23 protein-coding genes are annotated in these 24,728 nt (G+C 58.4%); 20 read left to right on the top strand and 3 right to left on the bottom strand.

From position 1 onward, the window contains the following. The first annotated feature begins 94 nt into the window (after positions 1-94). The 3 genes from F2P67_RS17240 to F2P67_RS17230 all read left to right on the top strand — a co-directional run bounded on the left by F2P67_RS17240 (position 95) and on the right by F2P67_RS17230 (position 1,898). Positions 95-262 (top strand): rubredoxin, encoded by a 168-nt coding sequence (locus F2P67_RS17240; protein WP_007954349.1) that lies wholly within the window; start codon positions 95-97, stop codon positions 260-262. A gap of 21 nt (positions 263-283) precedes the next feature. Then, positions 284-1,432, top strand: coding sequence for an NAD(P)/FAD-dependent oxidoreductase (locus F2P67_RS17235; RefSeq protein WP_166221913.1), 1,149 nt, complete (start codon positions 284-286; stop codon positions 1,430-1,432). 190 nt (positions 1,433-1,622) lie between these two features. Next, positions 1,623-1,898: an HU family DNA-binding protein gene (locus F2P67_RS17230; protein ID WP_003213368.1), complete on the top strand. Its 276-nt coding sequence runs from the start codon at positions 1,623-1,625 to the stop codon at positions 1,896-1,898. Positions 1,899-1,993: 95 nt separating this feature from the next. On the opposite strand, the gene F2P67_RS17225 is transcribed toward F2P67_RS17230, so the two are convergent. Genes F2P67_RS17225 through tssI form a run of 3 tightly spaced genes read right to left on the bottom strand, consistent with a single transcriptional unit; the run spans position 1,994 to position 7,086 of the window. Continuing rightward, positions 1,994-3,061, bottom strand: coding sequence for a hypothetical protein (locus tag F2P67_RS17225; protein ID WP_166221413.1), 1,068 nt, complete (start codon positions 3,059-3,061; stop codon positions 1,994-1,996). 13 nt (positions 3,062-3,074) lie between these two features. After that, the gene (locus F2P67_RS17220; RefSeq protein WP_166221911.1) at positions 3,075-3,740 is read right to left on the bottom strand and encodes a DUF2931 family protein; all 666 of its coding nucleotides are present in this window, start codon (positions 3,738-3,740) and stop codon (positions 3,075-3,077) included. Beyond that, complete coding sequence (tssI, locus tag F2P67_RS17215) at positions 3,733-7,086, bottom strand: type VI secretion system tip protein TssI/VgrG (RefSeq protein ID WP_166221909.1); 3,354 nt, start codon at positions 7,084-7,086, stop codon at positions 3,733-3,735. The genes F2P67_RS17220 and tssI overlap by 8 nt, the downstream gene beginning before the upstream one ends. 714 nt (positions 7,087-7,800) lie before the next feature. Between tssI and tssA the strand changes: the two genes are divergently transcribed. From tssA to tssK, 17 genes are all read left to right on the top strand, one after another. Then, positions 7,801-9,363: a type VI secretion system protein TssA gene (gene tssA / locus F2P67_RS17210; RefSeq protein WP_166221907.1), complete on the top strand. Its 1,563-nt coding sequence runs from the start codon at positions 7,801-7,803 to the stop codon at positions 9,361-9,363. A gap of 32 nt (positions 9,364-9,395) precedes the next feature. Beyond that, a complete protein-coding gene (gene tssB, locus F2P67_RS17205) occupies positions 9,396-9,899 on the top strand; it encodes a type VI secretion system contractile sheath small subunit (RefSeq protein ID WP_003229587.1) in 504 nt (167 codons plus the stop codon). Between the two features lie 25 nt (positions 9,900-9,924). Next, a complete protein-coding gene (gene tssC / locus F2P67_RS17200) occupies positions 9,925-11,400 on the top strand; it encodes a type VI secretion system contractile sheath large subunit (protein WP_102356313.1) in 1,476 nt (491 codons plus the stop codon). A 9-nt stretch (positions 11,401-11,409) separates the two neighbouring features. Further along, positions 11,410-11,817: a type VI secretion system baseplate subunit TssE gene (gene tssE, locus F2P67_RS17195; protein ID WP_166221905.1), complete on the top strand. Its 408-nt coding sequence runs from the start codon at positions 11,410-11,412 to the stop codon at positions 11,815-11,817. A gap of 11 nt (positions 11,818-11,828) precedes the next feature. Continuing rightward, positions 11,829-12,329: a PAAR domain-containing protein gene (locus F2P67_RS17190; RefSeq protein ID WP_166221903.1), complete on the top strand. Its 501-nt coding sequence runs from the start codon at positions 11,829-11,831 to the stop codon at positions 12,327-12,329. A 14-nt stretch (positions 12,330-12,343) separates the two neighbouring features. Further along, positions 12,344-13,168 (top strand): hypothetical protein, encoded by an 825-nt coding sequence (locus tag F2P67_RS17185; protein ID WP_166221901.1) that lies wholly within the window; start codon positions 12,344-12,346, stop codon positions 13,166-13,168. Beyond that, positions 13,158-13,502 carry a hypothetical protein gene (locus tag F2P67_RS17180; protein ID WP_246226517.1) on the top strand — a complete coding sequence of 115 codons (345 nt, stop codon included), beginning with the start codon at positions 13,158-13,160 and terminating at the stop codon, positions 13,500-13,502. Before F2P67_RS17185 ends, F2P67_RS17180 begins: the two co-directional genes overlap by 11 nt. Positions 13,503-13,527: 25 nt before the next feature. Next, entirely contained in the window at positions 13,528-13,929 is a 402-nt protein-coding gene (locus tag F2P67_RS17175) for a hypothetical protein (protein ID WP_246226516.1), read from the top strand. Further along, a complete protein-coding gene (locus F2P67_RS17170; protein WP_166221899.1) occupies positions 13,926-14,360 on the top strand; it encodes a hypothetical protein in 435 nt (144 codons plus the stop codon). Before F2P67_RS17175 ends, F2P67_RS17170 begins: the two co-directional genes overlap by 4 nt. Positions 14,361-14,414: 54 nt before the next feature. Continuing rightward, a complete protein-coding gene (gene tssF / locus F2P67_RS17165) occupies positions 14,415-16,202 on the top strand; it encodes a type VI secretion system baseplate subunit TssF (RefSeq protein WP_166221897.1) in 1,788 nt (595 codons plus the stop codon). Beyond that, positions 16,166-17,173 carry a type VI secretion system baseplate subunit TssG gene (tssG, locus tag F2P67_RS17160; RefSeq protein ID WP_166221895.1) on the top strand — a complete coding sequence of 336 codons (1,008 nt, stop codon included), beginning with the start codon at positions 16,166-16,168 and terminating at the stop codon, positions 17,171-17,173. Before tssF ends, tssG begins: the two co-directional genes overlap by 37 nt. An 11-nt stretch (positions 17,174-17,184) precedes the next feature. Then, positions 17,185-19,842: a type VI secretion system ATPase TssH gene (gene tssH / locus F2P67_RS17155; RefSeq protein WP_166221894.1), complete on the top strand. Its 2,658-nt coding sequence runs from the start codon at positions 17,185-17,187 to the stop codon at positions 19,840-19,842. Between the two features lie 10 nt (positions 19,843-19,852). Further along, a complete protein-coding gene (locus tag F2P67_RS17150) occupies positions 19,853-21,373 on the top strand; it encodes a sigma-54 interaction domain-containing protein (RefSeq protein ID WP_166221892.1) in 1,521 nt (506 codons plus the stop codon). Between the two features lie 159 nt (positions 21,374-21,532). Continuing rightward, on the top strand, positions 21,533-21,673 hold the full coding sequence (locus tag F2P67_RS17145) for a hypothetical protein (protein WP_003229566.1): 141 nt from the start codon (positions 21,533-21,535) through the stop codon (positions 21,671-21,673). Between the two features lie 18 nt (positions 21,674-21,691). Next, entirely contained in the window at positions 21,692-22,888 is a 1,197-nt protein-coding gene (gene tagH, locus F2P67_RS17140; protein WP_166221890.1) for a type VI secretion system-associated FHA domain protein TagH, read from the top strand. 5 nt (positions 22,889-22,893) lie between these two features. Further along, the gene (gene tssJ / locus F2P67_RS17135) at positions 22,894-23,394 is read left to right on the top strand and encodes a type VI secretion system lipoprotein TssJ (RefSeq protein ID WP_166221888.1); all 501 of its coding nucleotides are present in this window, start codon (positions 22,894-22,896) and stop codon (positions 23,392-23,394) included. Positions 23,395-23,396: 2 nt separating this feature from the next. Then, complete coding sequence (gene tssK / locus F2P67_RS17130; protein WP_007920300.1) at positions 23,397-24,728, top strand: type VI secretion system baseplate subunit TssK; 1,332 nt, start codon at positions 23,397-23,399, stop codon at positions 24,726-24,728.

Here is a 24,728-nt window from a genome sequence, read left to right as displayed (position 1 = left end):
TCGATCAGTACAAAACGCGCTGAGCCGGACGGCAGCGCAACACCCATCGACCGTCCGCGCCGGCAATGAGCCTGAACCCTGAGGAAGTACCTGAATGAAAAAGTGGCAATGTGTGGTCTGCGGCCTGATCTATAACGAAGCCGACGGCTGGCCGGATGACGGCATTGCGCCGGGCACCCTGTGGCAGGACGTGCCGGAAGACTGGCTATGCCCCGACTGTGGCGTCGGCAAGATGGACTTCGAAATGATCGAAATCAACTAAGTAAATCTAAAGGAATAAGGCATGAACGCACCTGTCGTAATCGTCGGCACCGGGCTTGCGGGCTACAACCTGGCCCGGGAGTTTCGCAAACTCGATAGCGAAACCCCGCTGCTGCTGATTACCGCCGATGACGGCCGCTCTTACTCCAAGCCGATGCTTTCCACCGGTTTCGGCAAGAACAAGGACGCCGATGGCCTGAGCATGGCCGAACCGGGCGCCATGGCCGAGCAATTGAAAGCCGAAGTGCGCACCCATACGCGCATCAGCGGCATCGACGCCGGTCACAAGCGTCTGTGGATCGGCGAAGAAGCAGTCTATTACCGCGACCTGATCCTCGCCTGGGGCGCGGAAACCGTTCGCGTGCCGATTGAAGGCAACGGCGCGGATCTGGTGTTCCCGATCAATGATCTCGAAGACTACGCACGTTTCCGTGCAGCGGCGGACGGCAAGCGTCGGGTGCTGCTGCTCGGCGCAGGCCTGATTGGCTGCGAGTTCGCCAACGACCTGATGCTGGGTGGCTATGAAGTGCAGCTGGTTGCACCGTGCGAGCAGGTCATGCCGATGTTGCTGCATCCCGCCGCTGCCGCAGCGGTACAGGCCGGGCTGGAAAGCCTTGGCGCGAAATTCCACCTCGGCCCGGTGCTGACCCGTCTGCAGAAGGTCGCCGATGGTCTGGAAGCGCACCTGTCCGACGGCCAGGTCATTGCCTGCGATGTGGTGGTCTCGGCCATCGGCCTGCGCCCGCGCATCGATCTGGCGGCGGCTGCCGGTGTGCAGGTCAATCGCGGCGTCGTGGTTGATCGGCAACTGAAGACGTCCCACGCCAATATCTACGCCTTGGGCGACTGCGCCGAGGTCGACGGGCTGAATTTGTTGTACGTGATGCCCCTCATGAGCTGTGCGCGAGCGCTTGCTCAGACCCTGGCGGGAAACCCGACGGCGGTGAGCTACGGCCCGATGCCGATCACTGTGAAAACCCCGGTGTGCCCGCTGGTGGTATCGCCGCCGCCACGGGGCAGCGAAGGCGTCTGGAGTGTCGAAGGGCAGGGCGCCGACATCAAGGCTCTGTGCCACAGCGCCGACGGGCAGTTGCTCGGTTATGCGCTGACCGGCGCGGCGGTCATGGAAAAACTCGCACTGAACAAACAGCTTCCGCCCCTGCTGGCGTAAATACCGGTCGTTCTGTCGGAATCACCCCGCTTTTGCCCCTACAAAGGTCGCGGGGAGACTGGCGCCGCCGGTATCCGCGTGCCATTCTCACTCCCGTCTGCCGCAGAGTAGAGCCTGCGGCGCCTTGGGCGCTGTTCCAACGAGAACAGCACGGACATAACAACAAAAAACCGTCAAAGGGGCTTCACTAATGCGTAAACCAGAACTCGCCGCTGCAATCGCTGAAAAAGCAGATCTGACCAAAGAACAGGCCAACCGCGTACTCAACGCCGTCCTCGAAGAAATCACCGGCGCTCTGCACCGCAAGGACAGCGTTACGCTCGTAGGCTTCGGCACCTTCCTGCAACGCCACCGCGGCGCCCGCACCGGCAAAAACCCGCAAACCGGTGAACCGGTGAAAATCAAGGCCAGCAACACCGTTGCGTTCAAGCCAGGCAAATCGTTGAAAGACAGCGTCAATCCGTAATTGCGGCAGGCTTCCTGAATCACGGGGAGCAGCGCAATAAAAAATGGGCACATCGATTGCGGTCGAGTGCCCATTTTTTGTGGTCGCTTGCCGGGTTATTTACGTCGGAAGCAGGCCTTGCCGTTGCCAAAGTCCACGGCCAGGCAGTTTGGTTCAATGGCTAGTTGCAGATCCTGGAACAACACAGAGAGATCGCCGTTGGCAGGGTCGGGATAGGCTTGCCAGTCCAGCGTCGCCCATCGAGTGTCCGGCATCACGGCCAACCATTCGAGATCGTCAGGTGAGTTTTGTGTATGCAGTCCGATTTTTGCCAATGTCTTTTTTGGGGAGAATGGCAGTCTCAGCTTGTTTTGCTGCGAGCTTGCCCAGACCTGCTTTTGCGTCGAACCATCTTCGAATTGCCAATGAACAACCACCGGCTCGATAGCGGGTGGTGAGACTGGATCAAAGTGAAATAACGTCAGCCAATAGTTATGGTCAACTCGCTCTTGCTCTTCTGCAGTCAGATATTGACGGGTAGTCGCCAGATCAAATCCTATTGGTTGTTCGAACGTTAAGGGCTGGTTTTTTCGCTTCTTCCAACCAATGTTGAAGGCTCGGCTGTCCGGCGCGACATCGAACCACTGACCATGATCTGTGCCAAAGCCAATTTTTTTCAGCGTTCTCTTGGGATCGTAAGGAAACCATAGGTCTGTTTGTTGATTCGAGCTCAAGAGCAATTGCCCTGGCGGGCCTGAATCGAATTCAAGGTTGACGATCACGGGCTTCAGGGGCGGTGGCGGAGGTTGGCGGTCGTACCGTAGCTCTAATACGTAGTTTTCTTTAGCCAACTGATTTTTTTCGTTGTCGGCATATTTCTTGAGTTCGTCCAGGGTTCTTTCACGCGAAAGTTTGTAGGAAAGCTTCTTTGCTGGTTGAGCGGCAGGCTCCTGCTCCAGCATGAGAGTATTGTCCTCGACATACCAATTTCCCTTGGTAATACCTTCAGCCGATCCATAGGCGATACCAGCAGAAAAAGTACCGTCCTTACGCAGCAGCAACTCAGCATCCATTTCCATTGCACCCTGAAGGTAATAATGGCCGTCCAGTGCGCGGACATCTGCGTAGGCTTGGGCGAAGGGGACGCTCAAGAAAGCCATCAGCAACAATGTTTTTAACTCCATGTAATTACTCTCCTTACCAGCTTCCGTAGGGGATGCCGAATTTTTCTATGTAGGTTTTTGATACGTCAGTAAGTGGTCGATGTTTACCACCTGATTTCCCTTCGTAAGGGCCTTTGGGATTGATGACTCCTTTCATTCGGGCAATTTCGATGGACTTTAAGCACGGGCCCCCCAGCCACACCTTCACAATACCGCCGGGAGCCAAGCCGATTCCGACGTCGTCTCGGTAGTCAGTGATCCATTTCCCATCGAGCCTGCAGAAAGCTTTTTCGGGCTTGCGCATTATCTCCCGAGCAGACTCGGGAATGACGATAAAGGCTTCATAGGTTTGAGGTTCAGCGAGGGACTGCCATCGTACGTAGATCAAGCGGGGCAGGTCTGCGCCTGTGACATTGCGACCAGCACCACTTCCGGGATTTTTCGGCCAGCCAGCTGGATTGCCTTTGTAGTCTGCAGGCCTTCGTACTGAAACAATGCCGGATCCGGCTCGTCGGAATACCCGCTCCCGGACATCTACGACATCGGCTGTTTCAATCCAGGCCTCCATGTAGTCTGGTGCTCCGAACCCAAGAAACCATGGCAGTTTATCCGCGGCTCGGGAAACGTCTTGTATGCAGCCAGCCAATAACAAGCCTAGGAGGCATATTCCTCTCTTGATAGATCGAGTGAGGTCAGTCATGAGGATGCACCACTCGTTTTCTGTCTTTAGTCGGTCGGTTGATGAAAACAATATCCACATCGCTGCTGTTAAGGCCCTTTGCAGCATTCCAGTGTGCGGAAATATGGATGTAACGACTCCGTAGTAGGGCTCTTTCCTTGATCGTCAGTCCTTCAACGGTGGTCTTTCCTAGTGCATATGCCTCAAGTTTTGTATGGATCTGGATCAACTCCTCAGGCAGAGACAGTTTCGGGTCATTCTCGTCAATTGCTTCAAATGGCACGTCATGCATGACTGCCAGCTCGCGCATGATGCGCAAATAAATCAGCGACAGTTCGCCGTGTACTGGTCGCTCAATACTGGCCGCAGCATAAACCTGCTTTTGCGCTTCCTGCCCGTAATTGCCCTTTTCCATTTGTGAAGTTACGGGCCTTTCCCATAAAGCCAATCGCAGTTGGCTGCCTGGTGCTTCATCCTCGATCACGCCCTTCGCATACCAGGCAAAAGCTTCTTTTTCCGCAGACACGTACGCTGCGCTGCGGGTGCTCTCCTTTTTTTGGCAGATGGTGCTGGTGATCGGGGTGCTCAGCAGAAGTTTTTCCTTGGCTCTGGGCAAATAGCCGCCGCCGAGATCCGAGTGTGAACCGGGCAAAACCAGATCAATGTCACCCAGACTGTTGAGCGCGAAATTTTCACGAAACTCATCACGTGCAACCAAATGCACCACTTTTTTTGCGCAACCGTCTGGTAGTTTCAGGTCGACGAAGGGATTTCTGTTATTGGCGCCAGTAAAGTCCAACAGCCATGGGTTGGCTATTGCCGCGACAGTATCAAACAGGCCAATGAAGTTAATGGTGATGCTCGAATTTTGGCTCCAATCAAAACTGTCGGAAAATCCGGGAGAGCCTGCTGGCAAAGCGTTCGCGAGAGAGCTGCGCTCATTTTTGAGCATCTCGTTCGCAAAGTGTCGAGCCGCTGCCGCACCCCGACTGAACCCAAAAATATCAAGCTCGATTTTTTCTATGAGCGCACTTGGGTTCGTTTCAATCAGTAACCGAAATCGATCAATGATTTTTTCCGGACTCTGCTTCACTCGGGCTGACACACCTGTATCACCTCTACCTGTTGCCTGTGCATAAAGTGAGTCGCTTCCGCCATCTGTAGTACCAATTCCTTCGATGTACACGCGCAAAGAAGCGTTTTTCGTATTCTCCGGCAGGGTTTCGAAAGCATGGTCGGTATACAAGTCATACAACCGCACAATATTGCTCACATCATTCCCATAGCTGTTATCCGGCGAGTTTCCATCCCCGTCGTAACCGTAAGCAGCGCAGTGTTTCTGTATCTCTTCGGCCGCCTCCGCGAGATTGGCATCCGGCGCGTAGCAAGCGGCGACCGTTTCGCTGTTGGCCTTATTGTTCCCTGTTCCATCGAAAAACACGCCGATGCGCAAGGTAATGCCGCTCGGCGTTTCATCCTCCAGATCGACTTCTTCCTCCTCTTCTTCGAGTTCTTCCTCGACAAGTGCATGTGCCGGCGATGACGAAGCGGGAAGTGCGCTCGCCAGCCCGGACACCCGCAAAGAACTGCCTTCGCGGTCGGCCGGCTGACGGCCCGTTACGACATCGACGCTGCTGAAGATACCGCCAGCATCAATCACGAGGTGATGCCCGCCGGCCTTCAGCGTGATGCTGGCGCCGGCATCCAGAACAACACTTGCCCCGGCCCTGAGGCGCACCTGCTGACCGGTGTCGACATCGAGGGATTTGCCAACGCTCGTGTAACTGCTCCCATTGATGGTTTCGCGGCGTTCGTTACCGACGTCCAGTCGAAGGCTGTTGCTGATTTCCTGAGTCATGTCGCGCTGGGCGCGCAGGTAAATCAGCTCCTGCCCGGCGCGATCCTCAATCGACAGTTCGTTATAGCCGCCGGTGTCGGGTGAGCTATGGCTGCGTAGCACCGTTCTGGTTTTATGGTCGGGCAAGGCGTAGGGGGGCAACGTGGCTTTGTTGGTGACGCAGCCGGTGATCAATGGCTTGTCCGGATTTCCTTCGAGGAAGGTCACCACGACTTCCATGCCGATGCGGGGCAGGGTTATTACGCCGAAATGATCCCCGGCCCAACCCGTCGCCACGCGTACCCAACAACTGCTGCGTTCACTGTTCAGCTCGGCGCGATCCCACGGTAGCTCGATCTTTACACGCCCGAATTCGTCACAGTAGATCTCTTCGCCAGCAGGCCCGGTGACCCGTGCAGTCTGCGCCACCAGCGCGGGGCGAGGTGCTGGCAGCGGCGGACGGAAAACCACATCGGCCGGAATCACGCTGAAGTGATTGCGGTAACCCTGAGTGAAACCGTCAGCGGATCTGGATTCGTTGCTGGCCGATTCCTCGAGTACTTGTGGCTGGCGGCCTTCGTGGGAAACGTGCAGTAACAGCCACAAGGCATTCGAATTTTTGCGGGGATGCTCGACCAAATCGAAGAGGTGGCCGCATCGCAGGTTTGGTTGATCGCTTTCGCCCTGGCCAAGTTCGTAGTCGGCGCGATGCCGCTCCAGCGCCTGACGCGCCCGTTGCTTGCCAAGCTTCTCGTTCTCCATTGACAGCGGGTAGCGATAGTCTTCCAGCGACGGGGTGAACTCGGCAGTGAAACGACTTTCGAGTAACAGGTGCGGACGCTTCAAGTCATAGTCGCGGCGGGTAACCGAGCTTGTGCGTGTGCTGGTCCGCATGCTGAACCGGCGCACCACCGGGTGGTCGGCGACCATGCCGGATTCTTGCTGATAAGGTGTCGCGCCGAGTTTTGGGAAAAATACCTGGTCATCGGTGAACACCAACAGGTGCCCGTCCCGCGAATGCTGGTGGTGCCAGGCGATACCGTCCTCGGCGCACAGGCGCTGGATGAATTGGTAATCACTTTCCGAATACTGGGTGCAGTAGTCACGGGGCGGCTTTGCAGTGACGTGGAACAGATAAGCATCACCCTGGATGCCGTGCCGCTTGAATACCTGCGCGATGATCTGCGGCACCGTGCTTTGCTGGAAAATCCGTTGCTCGTGGCTGAACTGCAAGTAATACAGCGCAGGCACCAGCATCAACTGATAGTGCGTCAGGCGTCTGCCTGGCTCACCGACCTGTATATCTTCAATGCGGCCATGAAGGCCTTCGCCGTTAAGGCCGAACTGCAGAAATGCCGGGCGACTGAGCAGGGTTTCCTGGTCGATATCGAGATGCTCACTCACAAGCTCGATGTTGATCGAATAAAGCTGACTGATCCCTTCAGTGCCCTCGAATGCAAGCACCTTGAAGTCGTGACGAACTCCGTGGATTTCCAGAGTAAAAGGCGCGCCGTTGCCCGTGCTGAACATACGCTTGTCCTTAAGCAAGTGAATCGATGCGCGGTGTTCGATCGTCCGTGATCGCCACGCGAAAAGAATTTGCCAAGGCAAGCTAACAACGCAGGAAATTAATTGATGTAAGAAGTATCCCTGACATTTGTCAGAGAATTCTCGGTGTAGAAGTGTTGGGTAAAAGGTAGGAAAAGCCTGTAGGAAGGCACTTCGATAATTATTGAGTTAGCACGGATGTGCAGTATTTGCGGGACTGTGAAGTTTCAAAGAAATAAAATGCCATCACATTGATGGCACTTTTTTTGTTGAGCGTTGTCTCCGCCGAATTGTTAATGGAACCCTGTCTAATTTCGGAAGAGTCCTACTTCTATTTTTTTCAAGTGTTGTCATGCTTGTCGCCGGGTAATGGAACGGGCGTTCTGAGTGATGGTGTCGAGTCTGAGCCAGGCGCTCTGGATCAATGGTTTCGAAGCGGCGAGGCAAATGTATGCAATATAAGCCGACATCAGGGAAACCCCTGTCACATATAGGGCGATCTCCTACAGGCATCAATGAACACTTCGTCTTGTTGTTTAATCAGATGCTTGCTAGTGGCCATCATAGTGATTACGATGCGCGCACTTGAAAGAGCACACACTCAATTGGATGAGTCGCTTCTCCGCTCTTCGATACTGTCCCGCGCCGCCGCAACTCCAATAGGCGCAAGACTGTAATCCTTAATAAAGGCCATGGATGTCCTACTCAAGCAAACTTTCCGCCCATTACCTCGAACTCGCAAAAGCCTCTGTTTCCAAAGAGAATTTCGCGGGCGAAGACGTTCGTTTTTCGAGCGAGTTCGAGGCGCTGGAAAGTGAGCTGTCCAAAGCCTCTTCGATGCACGAAAGCGGGCAGATCGACTGGCTGAAAATTCGCGAAAACAGCGAAAATCTTCTGCGTACCCAATCCAAGGATTTGCGTGTCGGCGCCTGGCTGACCTGGTCGCTGTACCAGCGCGAATCCTTCCCCGGGCTGCTGGCCGGCCTCGGCTTACTGCACCATCTGTCGGAAAACAACTGGGCCGACGTTCACCCGCTCAAACCTCGCACCCGTGCCGCCGCCATTGGCTGGCTGGTGCCACGCCTTGAGCAGGTCATCACCGAAAACATCGCGATCAAAGAGCAGCTGCCCATGTTCCGGCAGCTCTCCGAGTACTTGTCCGGACTTGAGGCGGCGTGTGCCGAGCATTTGGGTGATGACTCGCCGCTGTTGCTGCCGATTTCCCGTCGCCTGAAAACCATGATTCAGCGCGCCGCCGACAACCAGCCCGCACCGGGTGTGGTCGGCGCAGCGGTGGCGCAGGTCAAGCAGGCCGCGAGCCAGTTGCTCACCCCCGGCGCACCGATCGACAACGAACGAGACGCGCACAAAGCCCTGCGCGCCCAGCAGGAAAGCGCCCGTCCACTGTGCGCCTGGTGGCTCAAGCAGAAAGCCACCGACCTGCGCGCCTTGCGCCTGAACCGCACGCTGTTGTGGATGACCATCGATGCGGTGCCCGAGCGTAACGCCGAGCAGATCACCGTCCTGCGTGGCCTGCCGCTGGAAAAACTCAAGCTCTATCAGGACCGTTTCGATCAGGGCAAATACGCCGATCTCCTCGTGGAACTGGAGGCGAGCCTGGCGAAGGCGCCGTTCTGGTTCGATGGCCAACGAATGGTCTGGGAATGCCTCCAGAACCTCAACGCCGAGCTGGCCATGCGCGAAGTGGAAATCCACTTCGCGCTTTTGATTCAACGCCTGCCGGGCATTGTCGAGTTGCGCTTCCATGACGGCGCGCCCTTTGCCGATCCGTCCACCCGAGCGTGGATCGCCGCCAACGTCATGCCGCATCTGCAAAGCGCCAGTGCGCCACGCAAGGTCGAAAGCGAAAACGTCGAAACCCAGCCCGCCTGGGAAAAGGCCCTTGAAGAAGTCCTGCCGCTGCTGCGCAAGGAAGGCCTGAAGCCTGCCGTGCAGATTCTCAAGCAAGGCTTGCAGGCCGCCCATGGCGGGCGCGAACGCTTCTTCTGGCAGTTCGCCCTCGCGCGGCTGTGCTTCATGGCCAAGAAATACGAACTGGCCAAGAACCAGCTCGAAACCCTCGATCAGACATTACAGGACTCAGGCCTGCACGCCTGGGAGCCCGATCTTGCATTGGAAGTGCTGCACCTGCTGCACAGTTGCTGCGAGTTGTTGCCGCAGAACCATGCCGTACGTGAACGCAAGGAAGAGATTTATCGCAGGCTGTGCCACCTCGATCTCGAAGTGGTACTCGAATAGGCCCCAGGGCCACAACCGCAAGGAGAAAAGCCATGGCCAAAGAAGGCTCGGTAGCCCCCAAGGAACGCATCAACGTCACCTTCAAACCCGCCACCGGCGGTGCTCAGGAAGAGATTGAACTGCCGCTGAAGCTGCTGGCAATCGGTGACTACACCCACCGCAAGGACGATCGCAAAATCGAAGATCGCAAGCCGATCAGCATCGACAAGATGACCTTCGACGAAGTGTTGGCCAAGCAAGAACTGGGTCTGACGCTGAGCGTGCCGAACCGTCTGCAGGAAGATGGCGAGGCCGACGAGCTGGCTGTGCAACTGCGCGTCAATTCGATGAAGGACTTCAACCCGGCCAGCCTGGTCGAGCAAGTGCCTGAGCTGAAAAAACTGATGGAACTGCGCGATGCGCTGGTGGCCCTCAAAGGCCCGCTGGGTAACGCACCTGCGTTCCGTAAAGCGATCGAAGGCGTGCTCGCCGACGACGAATCCCGCGGTCGCGTACTCGGTGAGCTGGGCCTGAACGCCGCAGCCCCGGACGCCTGAGACTCCAGCCAAGGAAGCCAACACAATGAGCACTAGCGCAGCACAAGAGAAGAGCGCCGATAACGGCGAGTACAGCATTCTCGACAGCATCATCGCCGAAACCCGTCTGACGCCGGACGACGAAGCCTACGACATCGCCAAGCGCGGTGTGTCGGCGTTCATCGAAGAACTGCTCAAGCCGCAGAACAACGGTGAGCCGGTCAAGAAAGCCATGGTTGACCGCATGATCGCCGAGATCGATGCCAAGCTCAGCCGTCAGATGGACGAAATCCTGCACCACCCGGATTTCCAGGCGCTGGAATCGTCGTGGCGTGGCCTGCAGTTGCTGGTCGACCGCACCAACTTCCGCGAAAACATCAAGATCGAAATCCTCAACGTCTCGAAAGAAGACCTGCTGGACGATTTCGAAGATTCGCCGGAAGTCATGCAGTCGGGCCTGTACAAGCACATCTACACCGCTGAATACGGCCAGTTCGGTGGTCAGCCGGTTGGCGCGATCATCGCCAACTACTACATGTCGCCAAGCTCGCCAGACGTGAAGCTGATGCAGTACGTAGCCAGCGTTTCGTGCATGTCTCACGCGCCGTTCATCGCGGCTGCCGGCCCGAAATTCTTCGGCCTGGAAAGCTTCACCGGCCTGCCGGATCTGAAAGATCTGAAAGACCACTTCGAAGGCCCGCAATTCGCCAAATGGCAGAGCTTCCGTACTTCGGAAGACTCCCGTTACGTTGGCCTGACCGTGCCGCGTTTCCTGCTGCGTAACCCGTACGATCCGGAAGAAAACCCGGTCAAATCGTTCGTGTACAAGGAAACCGTTGCCAACAGCCACGAGCACTACCTGTGGGGCAACACCGCTTACGCGTTCGGTACCAAACTGACCGACAGCTTCGCCAAATTCCGCTGGTGCCCGAACATCATCGGCCCACAGAGCGGCGGTGCGGTTGAGGACCTGCCTCTGCACCACTTCGAAAGCATGGGCGAAATCGAAACCAAGATTCCTACGGAAGTACTGGTCAGCGACCGTCGTGAATACGAACTGGCCGAGGAAGGCTTCATCTCCCTGACCATGCGTAAAGGCTCCGACAACGCGGCGTTCTTCTCCGCCAGCTCGGTGCAGAAGCCGAAGTTCTTCGGCATCAGCGCAGAAGGCAAGGCAGCAGAGCTGAACTACAAGCTCGGCACCCAACTGCCGTACATGATGATCGTCAACCGCCTGGCTCACTACTTGAAAGTGCTGCAGCGCGAGCAACTCGGTTCGTGGAAAGAGCGTACCGACCTCGAGCTGGAACTGAACAAGTGGATCCGCCAGTACGTCGCCGACCAGGAAAACCCGAGCGCCGAAGTACGTGGCCGTCGTCCTCTGCGCGCAGCGCAAGTGATCGTCAGCGACGTTGAAGGCGAGCCGGGCTGGTACCGCGTGAGCTTGAACGTGCGTCCGCACTTCAAGTACATGGGTGCCGATTTCACCCTGTCGCTGGTTGGCAAGCTGGACAAAGAGTAAGAGCGACTCATGGACGGATACGGCAGCCTGTTCGAACGCCTCAACGGCGACGCGCAACTACGCAATGGCAAGAGCCTCGAGGTTTGTGCCATGGCGTCGGTGGCTGCCCATCTGGCCAAAATGCTCAGCACCCGGGCCGGCAGCGTGCAAACGCTGTCCGACTACGGGTTGCCCGATCTCAATGACATGCGCCTGAGCCTGCACGACTCCCTGAGTCAGGCCCGCCTGGCCATCGAAAGCTTCATCGAAGCCTACGAACCGCGCCTGAGCAACGTGCGTGTCATCTCCCTGCCGCGTGACCACGATCAGCTTCGCCTGGCCTTCAGCATTGAAGGCTTGCTGGAAGTTGAAGGATTCAAGCGTCAGGTCAGTTTTTCCGCGCGCCTGGATGGCAGCGGTCAAGTGAAGGTCACCTAAGGAGAACCCCGATGTCTGGCAAACCAGCAGCACGCGTATCCGACCCCACCGCTTGCCCACTACCAGGCCACGGTACCAACCCGATTGCCGCCGGTTCCGGCGACGTGTTCTTCGACGGCCTCGCGGCGGCCCGTGAAGGCGATGCCTCGGCGTGTGGTGGTGCGTTGGTCGGCGATCTGGCGACCACCGTTCTGATCAACGGCAAACCAGCCGCAACCGTAGGTTCGGTCGGAGCCCATGGCAACAAGGTCACTGCCGGGTCCGGGACGGTAATCATCGGGAACTCGCATACGCCTGTACCGTTTGTACCGCCATTGCCGTTGATCATTCCGGGCTTTGATGCTCAGTTCCAGCTCAAAAATGGCTTGGGTAATCCGCTTGCGGATACCAGATACCTACTCCGTCGAGCGGATGGTTCCGTCGAAAGTGGAGTCACCAACGAATTGGGTCTCACTCATCGAGTGTCGGCACACACGGCTTCCGAAAAAATCGAAGTCTTTATTGAGAGCTGAGGGAGTAGTCGTATATGGCCGAGCCTGAAAAGATCATTAAAGACGGACAGGAATATGTTCCTGCCGGGACAGCTACGAGCACAGAAACCTCTGATGTTGCGCCCGTCGAATTAAAAGTGTGTCGTTGCAATGGGAAGGAAATTACGACGGTAGCCGGGTACGACAGTGTCCCGAGCTACACCGGAGAGCTCCCTTCACCCCTGCAAATAATGTGGTATGTACCCCAAACGAAAGAACTGCTCAAAGCAAGTTTTTCCGATACGGAGATTCGTGTCTGGATAAAGCAGGCGGCTGAATATTACGGGATCCCACATATCTTGCTCGCGGTTATCTTGCAGCAAGAGAATGGACCAAAAGGCAGCAAGTTTCTTCAGGCGATGCAATTCGGCGAGCGTTCTTTAACTACGCTGTTGGCAATTGTCGACAATGTGGCCTTTGATGCTGTGCCGGACAAGTTGGCTGGCGGTTCCAGTGGTTTTGCCAATATGAGCCGCGCAACATTGCAAAAATCCGTTCAATACACGGAAAACTATTACTGCAAGAAACCATTGCCTGAAGACGTTCAGTACCGGATTTTTGGTTGGAACCAGGACACGCGAATCCCGGGTGATGATTGGAAGGCAGACCTCTATTATTGCTCCGGCCATCTACGTGAGCTGATTGACCGGGTTACCGGGACTCGCTGTCACTCCGGGACGTTGACCGCCGATCAGCTGAAAAAGGTGATTGCATCCTATAACGGCTCGGGGCCGCTTGCAGAAAAGTATTCAAGCGATGCGATGACGTTGTTGGAGGCAGCGAAAGCCGGTACTGCGTGGTTATACTTTTATGAAAAATAAATTGTCGATATCTACCACCCTTGCACTGGTTGCTGGAACTTTGGCTTTGGTGGCGGGCGTGTGGACTAATATTTTCTCGAATTCACTGATGCTGCTGATGGACGGCGTTAATTTTATTCCATCAGAGTCTTCAATTCTCACCTTTGAACCCTATGAGATAAATCAAGGGTCGTCGTCTTACTGGATCTATGGCAAGGACGGCGAGAATTATTATTATTTTTCTTATGACGCGGTGGCGCCGTACATATTTATTTCCAAAACAAATGTATGTCAGGGATTTGATCCCTCGAATTTCAATACATGGTGCAGTGCGAAACAAGGTGCGAAGAAATGATCAGGGCAGATGGTTCTTTCTGCCCATGAATTTTTTCCAGACTGGCTCGATGAAGCTCAGAGTGTGGCAGTGCCTTGTCGCTTTTCTGTGCGCGGTTGGTTTGCTGACGATTCTGGTTGGCTTCACGCTGCTGCTGCGAATGGAAAGTTCGACGAAGCCGAAGCTGTTCGCGCATCCAAATGCGTTGTGGGTGGGTGCCGAGGACGGCGGGGTATTCGTTGAAGTTACCAGGAGTGAGGCGCCGGATTATTACGTGGAGATTCGTCACGAGAGTGGCGGTATGTGGACTGAAGGCTGGGTTCGGTACGGCACCCGAGACAGTTATCCTCTCAGCGCCGCAGCTGTCGGCGGCTACGATGGCGTCGAGCTCTATCTGTACACGGGCGTCGCGATCACGCCGCAAAAACAGGGAATTGCGCAGCAATGAATATCTACGTGCGCCTTGCTCTGTGTCTGGTGATTCACGCGGTGGGATGCGTGGCCTACGTATTTCTGAACAACGCAGTCGTTGTGGCCTACAAGGCGTTTAACGGCGGATTTACTACCCGTGGGGTGGCGATCGGTATTGCTCACTACATGTTCATTTACATCTTTTTCGGGGTGAACGCGCTGGCCGCAATTATCCCGAAACTATGGGCCAAGCTCGGCCTGCTCACACTAATGGTTGCCTGGATTCTGTTCATGATGGTGCCTGACAACCCACTACGAGCGCTGTTCTACACCGTAGCCCAGGGCGGGGTGACGTTGCTGGCGATTCTAACCACGCAGGTCGTTGAGCTGCGCTGGGAAAGGCGATCGTTCATTCGGCAATCGACATCCGTCACCGCTTCGCAAAGAGCTGACGTATGTGCGCAATGACGATTGTGCCCTACAGGATGTTTTTCATGAGTTCCACTACCAGGCAGGTAACCCGTGTCCTTTAACCACTACTACCAAAGCGAACTCACCGCACTGCGCCAGCTCGGTCGCCGTTTCGCCGAGCGTAGTCCGGCGCTGGCGCCGTATCTGGGGCAGGCCGGGCGGGATCCGGACGTGGAGCGGTTGCTCGAAGGCTTTGCGTTCCTGACCGGGCGTCTGCGCCAGAAACTCGATGACGAGTTGCCGGAGCTCAGCCATTCCCTGATGCAATTGCTGTGGCCGAACTACATGCGCCCGCTGCCGGCGTTCAGCATTTTGCAGTTCGATCCGCTCAAGCGTTCCGGGCCTGCATTGCGGGTCGAGCGTGATACGCCGATTGAAAGCAAGCCGATCGAAGACGTGCGTTGCCGCTTCCGCACCTGCTACCCGACCGAAGTGTTGCCGCTGGATCTGGCGGCGTTGAATTACTCGGTAAAGGGCGACGGTTCGCTGCTCAGCCTGCGTCTGGAAATGAGCGCCGACGGCCACCTCGGCGAGCTGGAACTGAGCAAGCTGCGCCTGCACTTTGCCGGTGAGCGCTACATCAGCCAGATGTTGTATTTGAGCCTGCTGCGCAACCTCGAAGGCATCGAACTGATCCCGCTCGACGGCGCCGGCAAGCCCATCGATGGTGTCAGCGGCAAGCCGATGGCGTTCAAGATTCCCGGTGACCGGGTCAAACCGGTGGGCTTTGCCGAAGAAGAGGCGTTGATCCCGTATCCGCTGAACACCTTCCGGGGCTATCGCTACCTGCAGGAATACTTCGCCTTCCAGGACAAGTTCCTGTTCGTCGACGTCCACGGCCTCGACATTCTCAAGGCGTTGCCGGAAGACACGCTCAAGCAGATGCGCGGCCTCGAATTGCGCTTCGATATTCGCAAGAGCGGCATCATGCGCATGCGTCCGACCCTGGACAACGTGAAGCTGTTCTGCACGCCGATTGCCAACCTGTTCGCCCACGATGCACTGCCGATTCGCCTCGACGGCAAACAGGACGAATACCTGCTACTGCCGGCGGAATTCGATCTGGAGAACTGCGGTGTGTTCTCGGTGGAAACCGTGACGGGCTGGAAGCCCGGCGGCCTCGGCTATCAGGAGTACGTGCCGTTCGAATCGTTCGAGCACGACCCGAGTTTCGACGTGCCCAACAGCCGTCCGCATTACAGCATTCGTCAGCGTTCATCGCTGCTGCACGACGGCCTCGACACTTACCTTAGCTTCGGCATCCGCCACACGGAAGCTCACGAGACCCTGTCGATCGAGCTGATCTGCACCAACCAGAACCTGCCGCGCAAGCTCAAGCTAGGTGACATCTGCATGGCCTGCGAAGAGACGCCGGAGTTCTTGAGCTTCCGCAACATCACCCCGGCGACTTCCAGTTTTGCGCCGCCGCTGAACCGTGACTTCCTGTGGAAGCTGATCAGCAACATGTCGCTCAACTATCTGTCGCTGGCCGACGTCAATGCGTTGAAGGTGATTCTCGAAACATACGACTTGCCGCGCTATTACGACCAGCACGCGGAGAAGGTCAGCAAACGCCTGCTCGGCGGCCTCAAGCACATCAAGCATCACCACGTTGACCGCTTGCACCGCGGCTTGCCGGTGCGTGGTTTGCGCACCGAACTGACCATCGACCCGGAAGGGTATATCGGCGAAGGCGACTTGTTCGTTTTCGCTTCGGTTCTTAACGAGTTTTTCGCGCTTTACGCCAGTCTCAATTCATTCCATGAGCTGCGCGTAAAAAGCACACAGGGAGAGGTGTACCAATGGACACCACGTATGGGCCTGCAGCCCCTGCTTTAAGCGGGCTGACGAAGGTAATACGCGAGTACTCGCTGTTTCAGGCCGTGCTGCTGGTGATCGACCGGCTGCGCGAGGCGCACCCGTACCTGAGCGAAGACGATTTGTACGACCACGTGGAGTTTCAGGCCAACCCGAGCCTGGGCTTTCCGCGCAGCGATGTCGATCGCGTCGAGTTTTTCGAAGAACACGGGCAGATGCGCGCGCGCATGCGTTTCAACCTGATCGGTCTGGTCGGTTCTGGCTCGCCGCTGCCGGCGTTCTACGGCGAACAGGCGTTGGGTGACAGCGAGGACGGCAACCCGACGCGTAACTTCCTCGACCTGTTCCACCATCGCCTGCAGCGACTGATGCTGCCGATCTGGCGCAAATACCGCTATCGCGCAAGCTTCCAGAGCGGCGCGCTCGACCCGTTCTCGTCGCAGCTGTTCGCACTGATCGGTCTGGGTGGCGACGAGATCCGCAAGGCCAAGGAACTCAACTGGAAACGCCTGCTGCCGTACCTCGGCCTGCTCAGTTTGCGGGCGCACTCGGCGGCGCTGATCGAAGCCGTGCTGCGTTACTACTTCAAACATGAAGACCTGGTCATCGAGCAGTGCATCGAGCGCCGCGTGGAAATCCTTGAGGAGCAGCGCAACCGCCTCGGCCGCGCCAACAGCCTGCTCGGTGAGGACCTGGTGCTCGGCGAGCACGTGCGCGACCGCAGCGGCAAATTCCGCATTCACATCACCGAACTCGACTGGCAGCGATTCCATGAATTCCTGCCCATCGGTTTCGGCTACCAGCCGCTTTGCGCGCTGGTGCGATTCACCTTGCGTGACCCGCTCGATTACGACATTCGCCTGGTCCTGCGCCAGGAAGAAATCCGCGAACTGCGCATCGGTGAGCAGAACGCCTGTCGCCTCGGTTGGACCAGTTGGCTGGGCCGCGAAAAAGCGGACGGCGTGGTAACCCTGGGCAGCAAAATTCATTAAGGACGTGAGCCATGATCAACGTAGACCTGCAACAACTCATCCAGGCGCTGGACGCCGAAACCCGTCGTGATCTGGAGCGTTCCGCCGAGCGTTGCGTGGCCCGTGGCGGCAGCAAAATCCTCGTCGAAGACTTGCTGCTCGGCTTGCTGGAGCGCCCGAACGGCCTGCTCACGCGCGCACTGCAGGATGCTGACGTCGACGCCGGCGAGCTGAGCGCCGCACTGCAATCACGGGTTGAACACAGCGCTTCGCGCAACCCGGTGTTTGCCCCGGAACTGGTGCAGTGGCTGCAAGATGCGCTGCTGGTGGCCAACCTCGAACTGGGCCAGACCTCGGTCGAAGACGCCGCGCTGATTCTTGCGTTGCTGCGCAATCCGATGCGCTACGCTGGCAGTCGTTATCAGCCGCTGCTCGCCAAACTGAACATTGATCGCCTGAAGGAGTTTGCCCTGTCGCAACAGGAGCAACCGGCGGCCAATGGCAAACCGGCCGCGCAGGGCGAATCGCTGTTGCAGCGCTTCACTCACAACCTGACCCAACAGGCCCGTGACGGCAAACTCGACCCGGTGCTGTGCCGTGACGGCGCGATTCGACAGATGGTGGACATCCTCGCCCGTCGGCGCAAGAACAACCCGATCGTGGTCGGCGAGGCCGGTGTCGGCAAGACCGCCATCGTCGAAGGCCTGGCCTCGCGCATCGCCGCCGGTGAAGTGCCGCAAGTGCTCAAGGGCGTTGAGCTGCTGTCGCTGGACATGGGCCTGCTGCAGGCTGGCGCCAGCGTCAAAGGTGAATTCGAGCGTCGTCTCAAAGGCGTGATCGATGAAGTCAAAGCGTCGCCTAAACCGATCATCCTGTTCATCGACGAAGCCCACACCCTGATCGGCGCGGGCGGCAATGCCGGCGGTTCCGATGCCGCCAACCTGCTGAAACCGGCACTGGCCCGTGGCGAACTGCGCACCATCGCCGCCACCACTTGGGCCGAGTACAAGAAATACTTCGAGAAAGACCCGGCGCTGGCCCGTCGTTTCCAACCGGTGCAATTGCACGAACCGACCGTGAATGAAGCGGTGACCATCCTCCGAGGTCTGGCGCAGGTTTACGAGAAGAGCCACGGCATCTACCTGCGCGATGACGCGGTGGTGTCGGCGGCTGAATTGTCCGCGCGTTATCTGGCCGGCCGGCAACTGCCGGACAAAGCCGTTGATGTGCTCGACACCGCGTGTGCCCGCGTGCGCATCAGCCTCGCCGCTGCCCCGGAAAGCCTGGAGCGTCTGCGTGGCGAACTGGCGGAAGGTGGCCGTCAGCGTCAGGCGCTGCGCCGCGATGCCGAAGCCGGTCTGCTGATTGACCACGAAGCACTGGATGCACTGGAAGCGCGCCTGGACGAAGCCGAAAGCGAGATGGTCGCGCTGGAAACCCTGTGGACTGAACAGAAAGCGCTGGCCGAGCGCCTGCTGGAGCTGCGTCAGCAACTGGCCAAGGCCCGCGAGGCTGCTGCCGTCGAGCCGACGGTGACCGTTGAAGAAGACGCCGAAGGCACCGTGATCGAAAACGTCGTTGCTGAAGTCGAAGAAGGCCAAAGCGTCGAAGCGCTGGAAGCCGAATTGAACAAGACACACAGCGAGTTGACTGCTGCTCAGGTCAAGGAGCGTCTGGTCAGCTTCGAAGTCTGCCCGCGTCTGGTGGCCGAAGTGATCAGCGCCTGGACAGGCGTGCCGCTGGCGCAACTGGCCCGCGAGCACAACGCCAAGGTCGCCAGTTTCGCCACCGACCTGCGCACCCGCATCCGTGGTCAGGAACAAGCCGTGCACGCGCTGGATCGCTCGATGCGCGCCACAGCGGCTGGCTTGAACAAGCCTGACGCGCCGGTCGGTGTGTTCCTGCTGGTCGGCCCGAGCGGCGTCGGCAAGACCGAAACCGCACTGGCACTCGCCGATCTGTTGTACGGCGGCGACCGTTTCATCACCACCATCAACATGTCCGAGTTCCAAGAGAAGCACACGGTCTCCCGCCTCATTGGTGCGCCACCGGGCTACGTCGGCTACGGCGAGGGCGGCATGCTCACCGAAGCCGTGCGGCAGAAGCCGTACTCGGTGGTGCTGCTCGATGAAGTCGAAAAGGCTGATCCGGACGTGCTCAACCTGTTCTACCAAATCTTCGACAAAGGCGTGGCCAACGACGGCGAGGGTCGCGAGATCGACTTCCGCAACACACTGATCCTGATGACCTCGAACCTGGGCAGCGACAAGATCAGCGACCTCTGCGAAGACGGCGCGCGTCCGACCGCCGAAGTGCTGGAAGAAACCATTCGCCCGGTGCTCAGCAAACACTTCAAACCGGCGCTGCTGGCGCGGATGAAAGTGGTGCCGTACTACCCGGTCGGTGGCCCGGTGCTGCGCGAGCTGATCGAGATCAAGCTCGGCCGTCTCGGCGAGCGCCTCAACCGTCGTCAGCTGGATTTCAGCTGGTGCCAGAACCTCGTCGATCACCTGTCCGAACGGTGCACGCAGAGCGAAAGCGGCGCGCGTCTGATCGACCACTTGCTCGATCAGCACGTGCTGCCGCTGGTGGCGGATCGTCTGCTCGACGCGATGGCGACCGGTGAAAGCCTCAAACGTGTGCATGCCACGCTCGACGGCAACGCCAGCGTGATGTGCGAGTTCGCCTGAGGTGGGTGTGATGTTCACTCAAGTGCCGCAGCCACTGGTTTACGCCGAAGCGTTGCTGGCGCAGTTCGCCAGTCTGTCGCGCGCGGCGGACGGTGCTGCGTTGCTGGGTGACTTCGTGCGTGGGCTGGCCGAGCTGAGCGGTTGCGAACTGACGCAGCTGTATCTGCTCGACGCCACTCACACGTGCCTGGGTATGAATGCCGAATGCCTCGACGGCACGCTGCAACCGCGTCAGGCAGCGAGCCTGCCGGCGGATTACAACGGCGAGCAACTGCTGCAGTTCGCCCTGTGCCAGAACCGCGTGGTGAGCTTCGACGACCTGGGCGGCAGCCTGCACGAAACCAGTTTTCTGCCGGCGTCGTCCGCGCCGTGGCAGTCGCTGTTGTGTGTCCCGCTGGTCAATCAGCAGAAGGCTGTCGAAGGCCTGTTGCTTTGCGCCAGCCGTCGTCGCATCAATCTGCAAGGCTTCGCCGATTCCCTCGGCCAGCTCGGCTCGTTCGTACTCGGCCAGTTGCACTTACTGCAACGTCTGCGTCAGCCGCTGGACGCTGCCGCGCCGGCCGTCCGCACTTTGCCGAGTGCCAGCGGTTATGGCCTGATCGGCAAAAGCGCTGCGATGCGCCAGACCTACTCGTTGATCAGCAAAGTCCTGCACAGCCCGTACACGGTGCTGTTGCGCGGTGAAACCGGCACCGGCAAGGAAGTCGTGGCGCGGGCGATTCACGATTGCGGCCCGCGCCGTTCCCAGGCGTTCATCGTGCAGAACTGCGCGGCGTTCCCCGAGAACCTGCTTGAAAGCGAATTGTTCGGTTACCGCAAAGGCGCGTTCACCGGCGCTGACCGTGACCGCGCCGGGCTGTTCGATGCGGCCAATGGCGGCACCCTGTTGCTGGATGAAATCGGTGACATGCCGCTGTCGCTGCAAGCGAAGATTCTGCGTGTGTTGCAGGAAGGCGAGATTCGCCCCTTGGGTTCCAACGACACGCACAAGATCGATGTGCGCATCATTGCCGCCACTCACCGTGATCTGTCGGTGCTGGTCAGCGAAGGCAAGTTCCGCGAGGACTTGTACTACCGCCTCGCGCAATTCCCGATCGAACTGCCAGCCTTGCGTCAGCGCGAAGGCGACATCCTCGATCTGGCCCGGCACTTTGCCGAGAAAACCTGCACCTTCCTGCAGCGTGATCCGGTGCGCTGGTCGGAGGCGGCGCTCGAACACCTGTGCGGTTACACCTTTCCCGGCAATGTCCGCGAACTGAAAGCGCTGGTCGAGCGCGCGGTGCTGTTGTGCGAGGGCGGCGAGTTGCTGGCCGAGCATTTCGCCCTGCGCATGGAGCCGATGCCCGAAGACAACAGCAGCCTGAATCTGCGCGAACGTCTGGAGCAGGTCGAACGCACGTTATTGCTCGATTGCCTGCGCAAGAACGACGGCAACCAGACCCTTGCCGCCCGCGAACTGGGCCTGCCCCGGCGCACGCTGCTGTACCGCCTCGGCCGGTTGAACATCAACCTGGGTGATTTCGATGGTTGATCTGAAGAATTTTCTTGAGCTGCAAAATTCCCCTGTGGCACCTCCCTGGATCGGCTCCAAGCCACGGTTTAGAGCCTTCCAAAATAACGAATTCGCTTATAACAGCGCCGCCCGCAAGGGTCGGCGCTTTGTGCTTTGTCTACCCCTGGAGACCCTCTGATGTCTGTTCGTCACTGGCACGCCGTCCTGCTGACCCTCGTCGTTCTATGCGGCCTTGGCGGCTGTAGCGGCAATTACAAATTCAACGACAACGACTATCGCCCGTTGGGTGATCCGCAAGCGGTCAATCGCGGCAAGTGACCGCAAGGAGCATCAAACATGGAATTGGTTTTCGAAATGCTGAACACCAAGCAGTTCGTGCCCACGGAGTTGTGCCAGAGGACCTTCAAACAGGCCGGCGGCGTGATCGGGCGGGGCGAGGACTGCGACTGGATCATCCCTGACCGCAAGCGTCATCTGTCCAATCACCACGCGATTGTCAGCTACCGCGAAGGCACGTTTTTCCTCACCGACACCAGCAGCAACGGTGTCCAGGACGGCAGCAACGGCGCACGCCTGAACAAGGGTGAACCGGTGCGCATCGAACACGGCAGCACCTACGTGCTGGGCGACTTCGAGATTCGTGCACGTCTGGTGCGTGACCCGGCCACCTTCGACGGCGAAGTTGGCCGTCCGCGCGCAGCCGGCAGCATCATCCCGGACGATGCGTTCCTCGATCTCGATCCACTCAACGCCCTTGAACAGCAAGAGCGCGTGTACTCGGAAATCGATGAGTTTCTGGCGCCGAACACCCAACCTGAGGACTCCCGTCAGCGTGCCGACTATGCGCGCATCGACATGGAAAGCCTGATGGTGCCTGAGCTGATCGCCGCTCCCGCCGAACCTGAGCCTGCTCCGGCACCGAAAGCCGTCGAGCGTCAAAGCGAAGGTTTCTGGGAGCACTTCGGTGCTGCGTTGGGCGTGGACGTCAAAGGCCTCGGCCACGACGAGCGCGAAGCGCTGGCGCTGAACGCTGCGCGTTTGCTGCGGCAGAGCATCGGCGGTTTGCAGCAGAGTCTGCGCACCCGTTCGGAGCTGAAAAACGAACTGCGTCTGGCGCAGACCACCGTGCAAGGCACCAACAAGAACCCGCTGAAATTCGCCGTCGATCCGAGCGAAGCACTGCAGATTCTGTTGCAGCCAAGCAAGCCCGGGCATCTGCCCGCCGAGCAAGCCATCTCCCGTGCGTTCCGCGATCTGCAGGCGCACCAAGTGGCGTTGCTCACCGCCAGCCGCGCTGCGGTGCGCGGCACGCTGGAGCACTTCTCGCCGGAGCAACTGACCCTGCGTTTCGAGCGCGACAACAAACCTCTGATCGCGACGTCCGGCGGGCGCTGGAGAGCGTTCGGCCGTTATCACCAGGCTCTGCGTCAGGACGATGACTGGAGCGAGCGCTTGCTGGCCCGCGACTTTGCTCAGGCCTACGAAGAACAGATCCGTCTGATCTCCACCCTACACACCGACCACCAAGGATGATGCGCATGTCTCGCCGCTCGACCGCTTTTTTCAAGACGCTGACTGCGCTCACCGTGCTGGTGCTGCTCGCCGGTTGCTCGTCGCTGTCGCCGTACTCGAAAGTGACCAAGATCAACCTGAAACTGACCGGCAGCGATCAGCTCAACCCGGACCTCAACGGTCGTCCGTCACCGATTGTCGTGCGCCTGTTCGAACTCAAGCACCCGGTGACATTCGAGAACGCTGACTTCTTCAGCCTGTACGAGCGCGCGAAGGAATCCCTCAACCCGGATCTGGTGGCCAGCGAAGAACTCGAACTGCGCCCGGGTGAAACCGTGGAGATGAAGCTCAAGGTGGAAGAGGGCAGCCTTTATGTTGGCGTTCTCGCCGCGTACCGCGACCTGCCGGAAACCCAATGGCGCCACACGGTTCAGATCACGCCGCTGGAAGTCACCGAGGTTGATCTGACTCTGGACCAGACCGGTATCCGTAACACTAATCAAGTGCTCGCCAAGGCGGATGACTGATCATGAATACCCATAAAGTCATTTGGCAGGAAGGCATGCTGCTGCGTCCACAGCACTTCCAGCACAACGATCGCTATTACGATCACCAGATGAAAACCCGCACCCAGTTGCTGGGCGGTTACACCTGGGGTTTCCTCAATCTGGAGATCGACCTGCAGTTCCTCAACATGGGCAAACTGGTGATCAGTGAAGCCTCGGGGATTTTGCCGGACGGTAGCCTGTTCGAACTCGGCGGCAACACCGAACCACTGGCGCTGGACGTGCCACCGAACACCGGCAATACGCCGATCTATCTGGCGCTGCCGCTGGTCACCGGTAACCACATCGAGTCGCGCCGACCGGAGCAATCCGACGTGCTCGCGCGTTACACCGCATACGACGCCGAAGTGGCTGACTCCAACGCCGGCGACGACTCCGCCAGCCAGGTCAGCTGCGGTCGCCCGGATTTCAAACTGTTGCTCGGCGAGCAGCAGAGTGATCAGGCCTACGTGAAGCTGAAGATCTGCGACGTGCTCGACACTACGCCCGACGGCGTGATCAGCCTCGATCCGGATTTCGTGCCGACCTACATTCAGGCCCACGCCTCCAGCTATTTGCTGTCGTGCCTGAAAGAAGTCATCAGCATGCTCAACCATCGTGGCGACACGATTGCTGAGCGGATCCGTTCCAACGGCAAGGTCGGCGGCGCGGAAGTCGGCGACTTCATGATGCTGCAACTGATCAACCGCACCGAACTGCTGCTGCGCCACTATCTGGGCCTGGAGCAGGTTCACCCGGAAGAGTTGTACCGCACGCTGCTGACCATGCTCGGCGATCTGGCGACGTTCTCCGGCGAGAGCAAACGCCCGCGTCTGGACAGCCGCTACTCCCACGCCGATCAGGGCGGCAGCTTCCGCAAACTGATGGAAGCGATTCGTCAGGTGCTGTCGATGGTGCTTGAACAGCACGCCATCGAGCTCATCCTGCAAGCGCGTCAGTACGGCATCATCGTGTCGCCGTTGCACGATCACAAACTGCTCGGCTCGGCGTCGTTCGTGCTGGCAGCCAGTGCCAACTGCGATTCCGAAGAACTGCGCCACCGCTTGCCGGCGCACCTCAAGGTCGGCCCGGTGGAGCGCATCCGCCAACTGGTCAACCTGCACTTGCCGGGGATCAAGGTCAAACCGTTGCCGGTGGCCCCGCGGCAGATCGCGTTCCACTCGAACAAAACCTATTTCATCCTCGAACTCAGTTCCGAAGACCTGGCGCAACTCGAGCGCTCCGGCGGCTTCGCGTTCCACGTGTCCGGCGAATTCGCCGAGCTTGAACTGAAATTCTGGGCCATCAGGAACTGA

It is taken from the genome of Pseudomonas atagonensis (assembly GCF_011369485.1).
GTDB lineage: Bacteria > Pseudomonadota > Gammaproteobacteria > Pseudomonadales > Pseudomonadaceae > Aquipseudomonas > Aquipseudomonas atagonensis.
The sequence above is the reverse complement of the archived record's forward strand: the minus strand, read 5'-3'. Positions and strand labels throughout refer to the sequence as shown.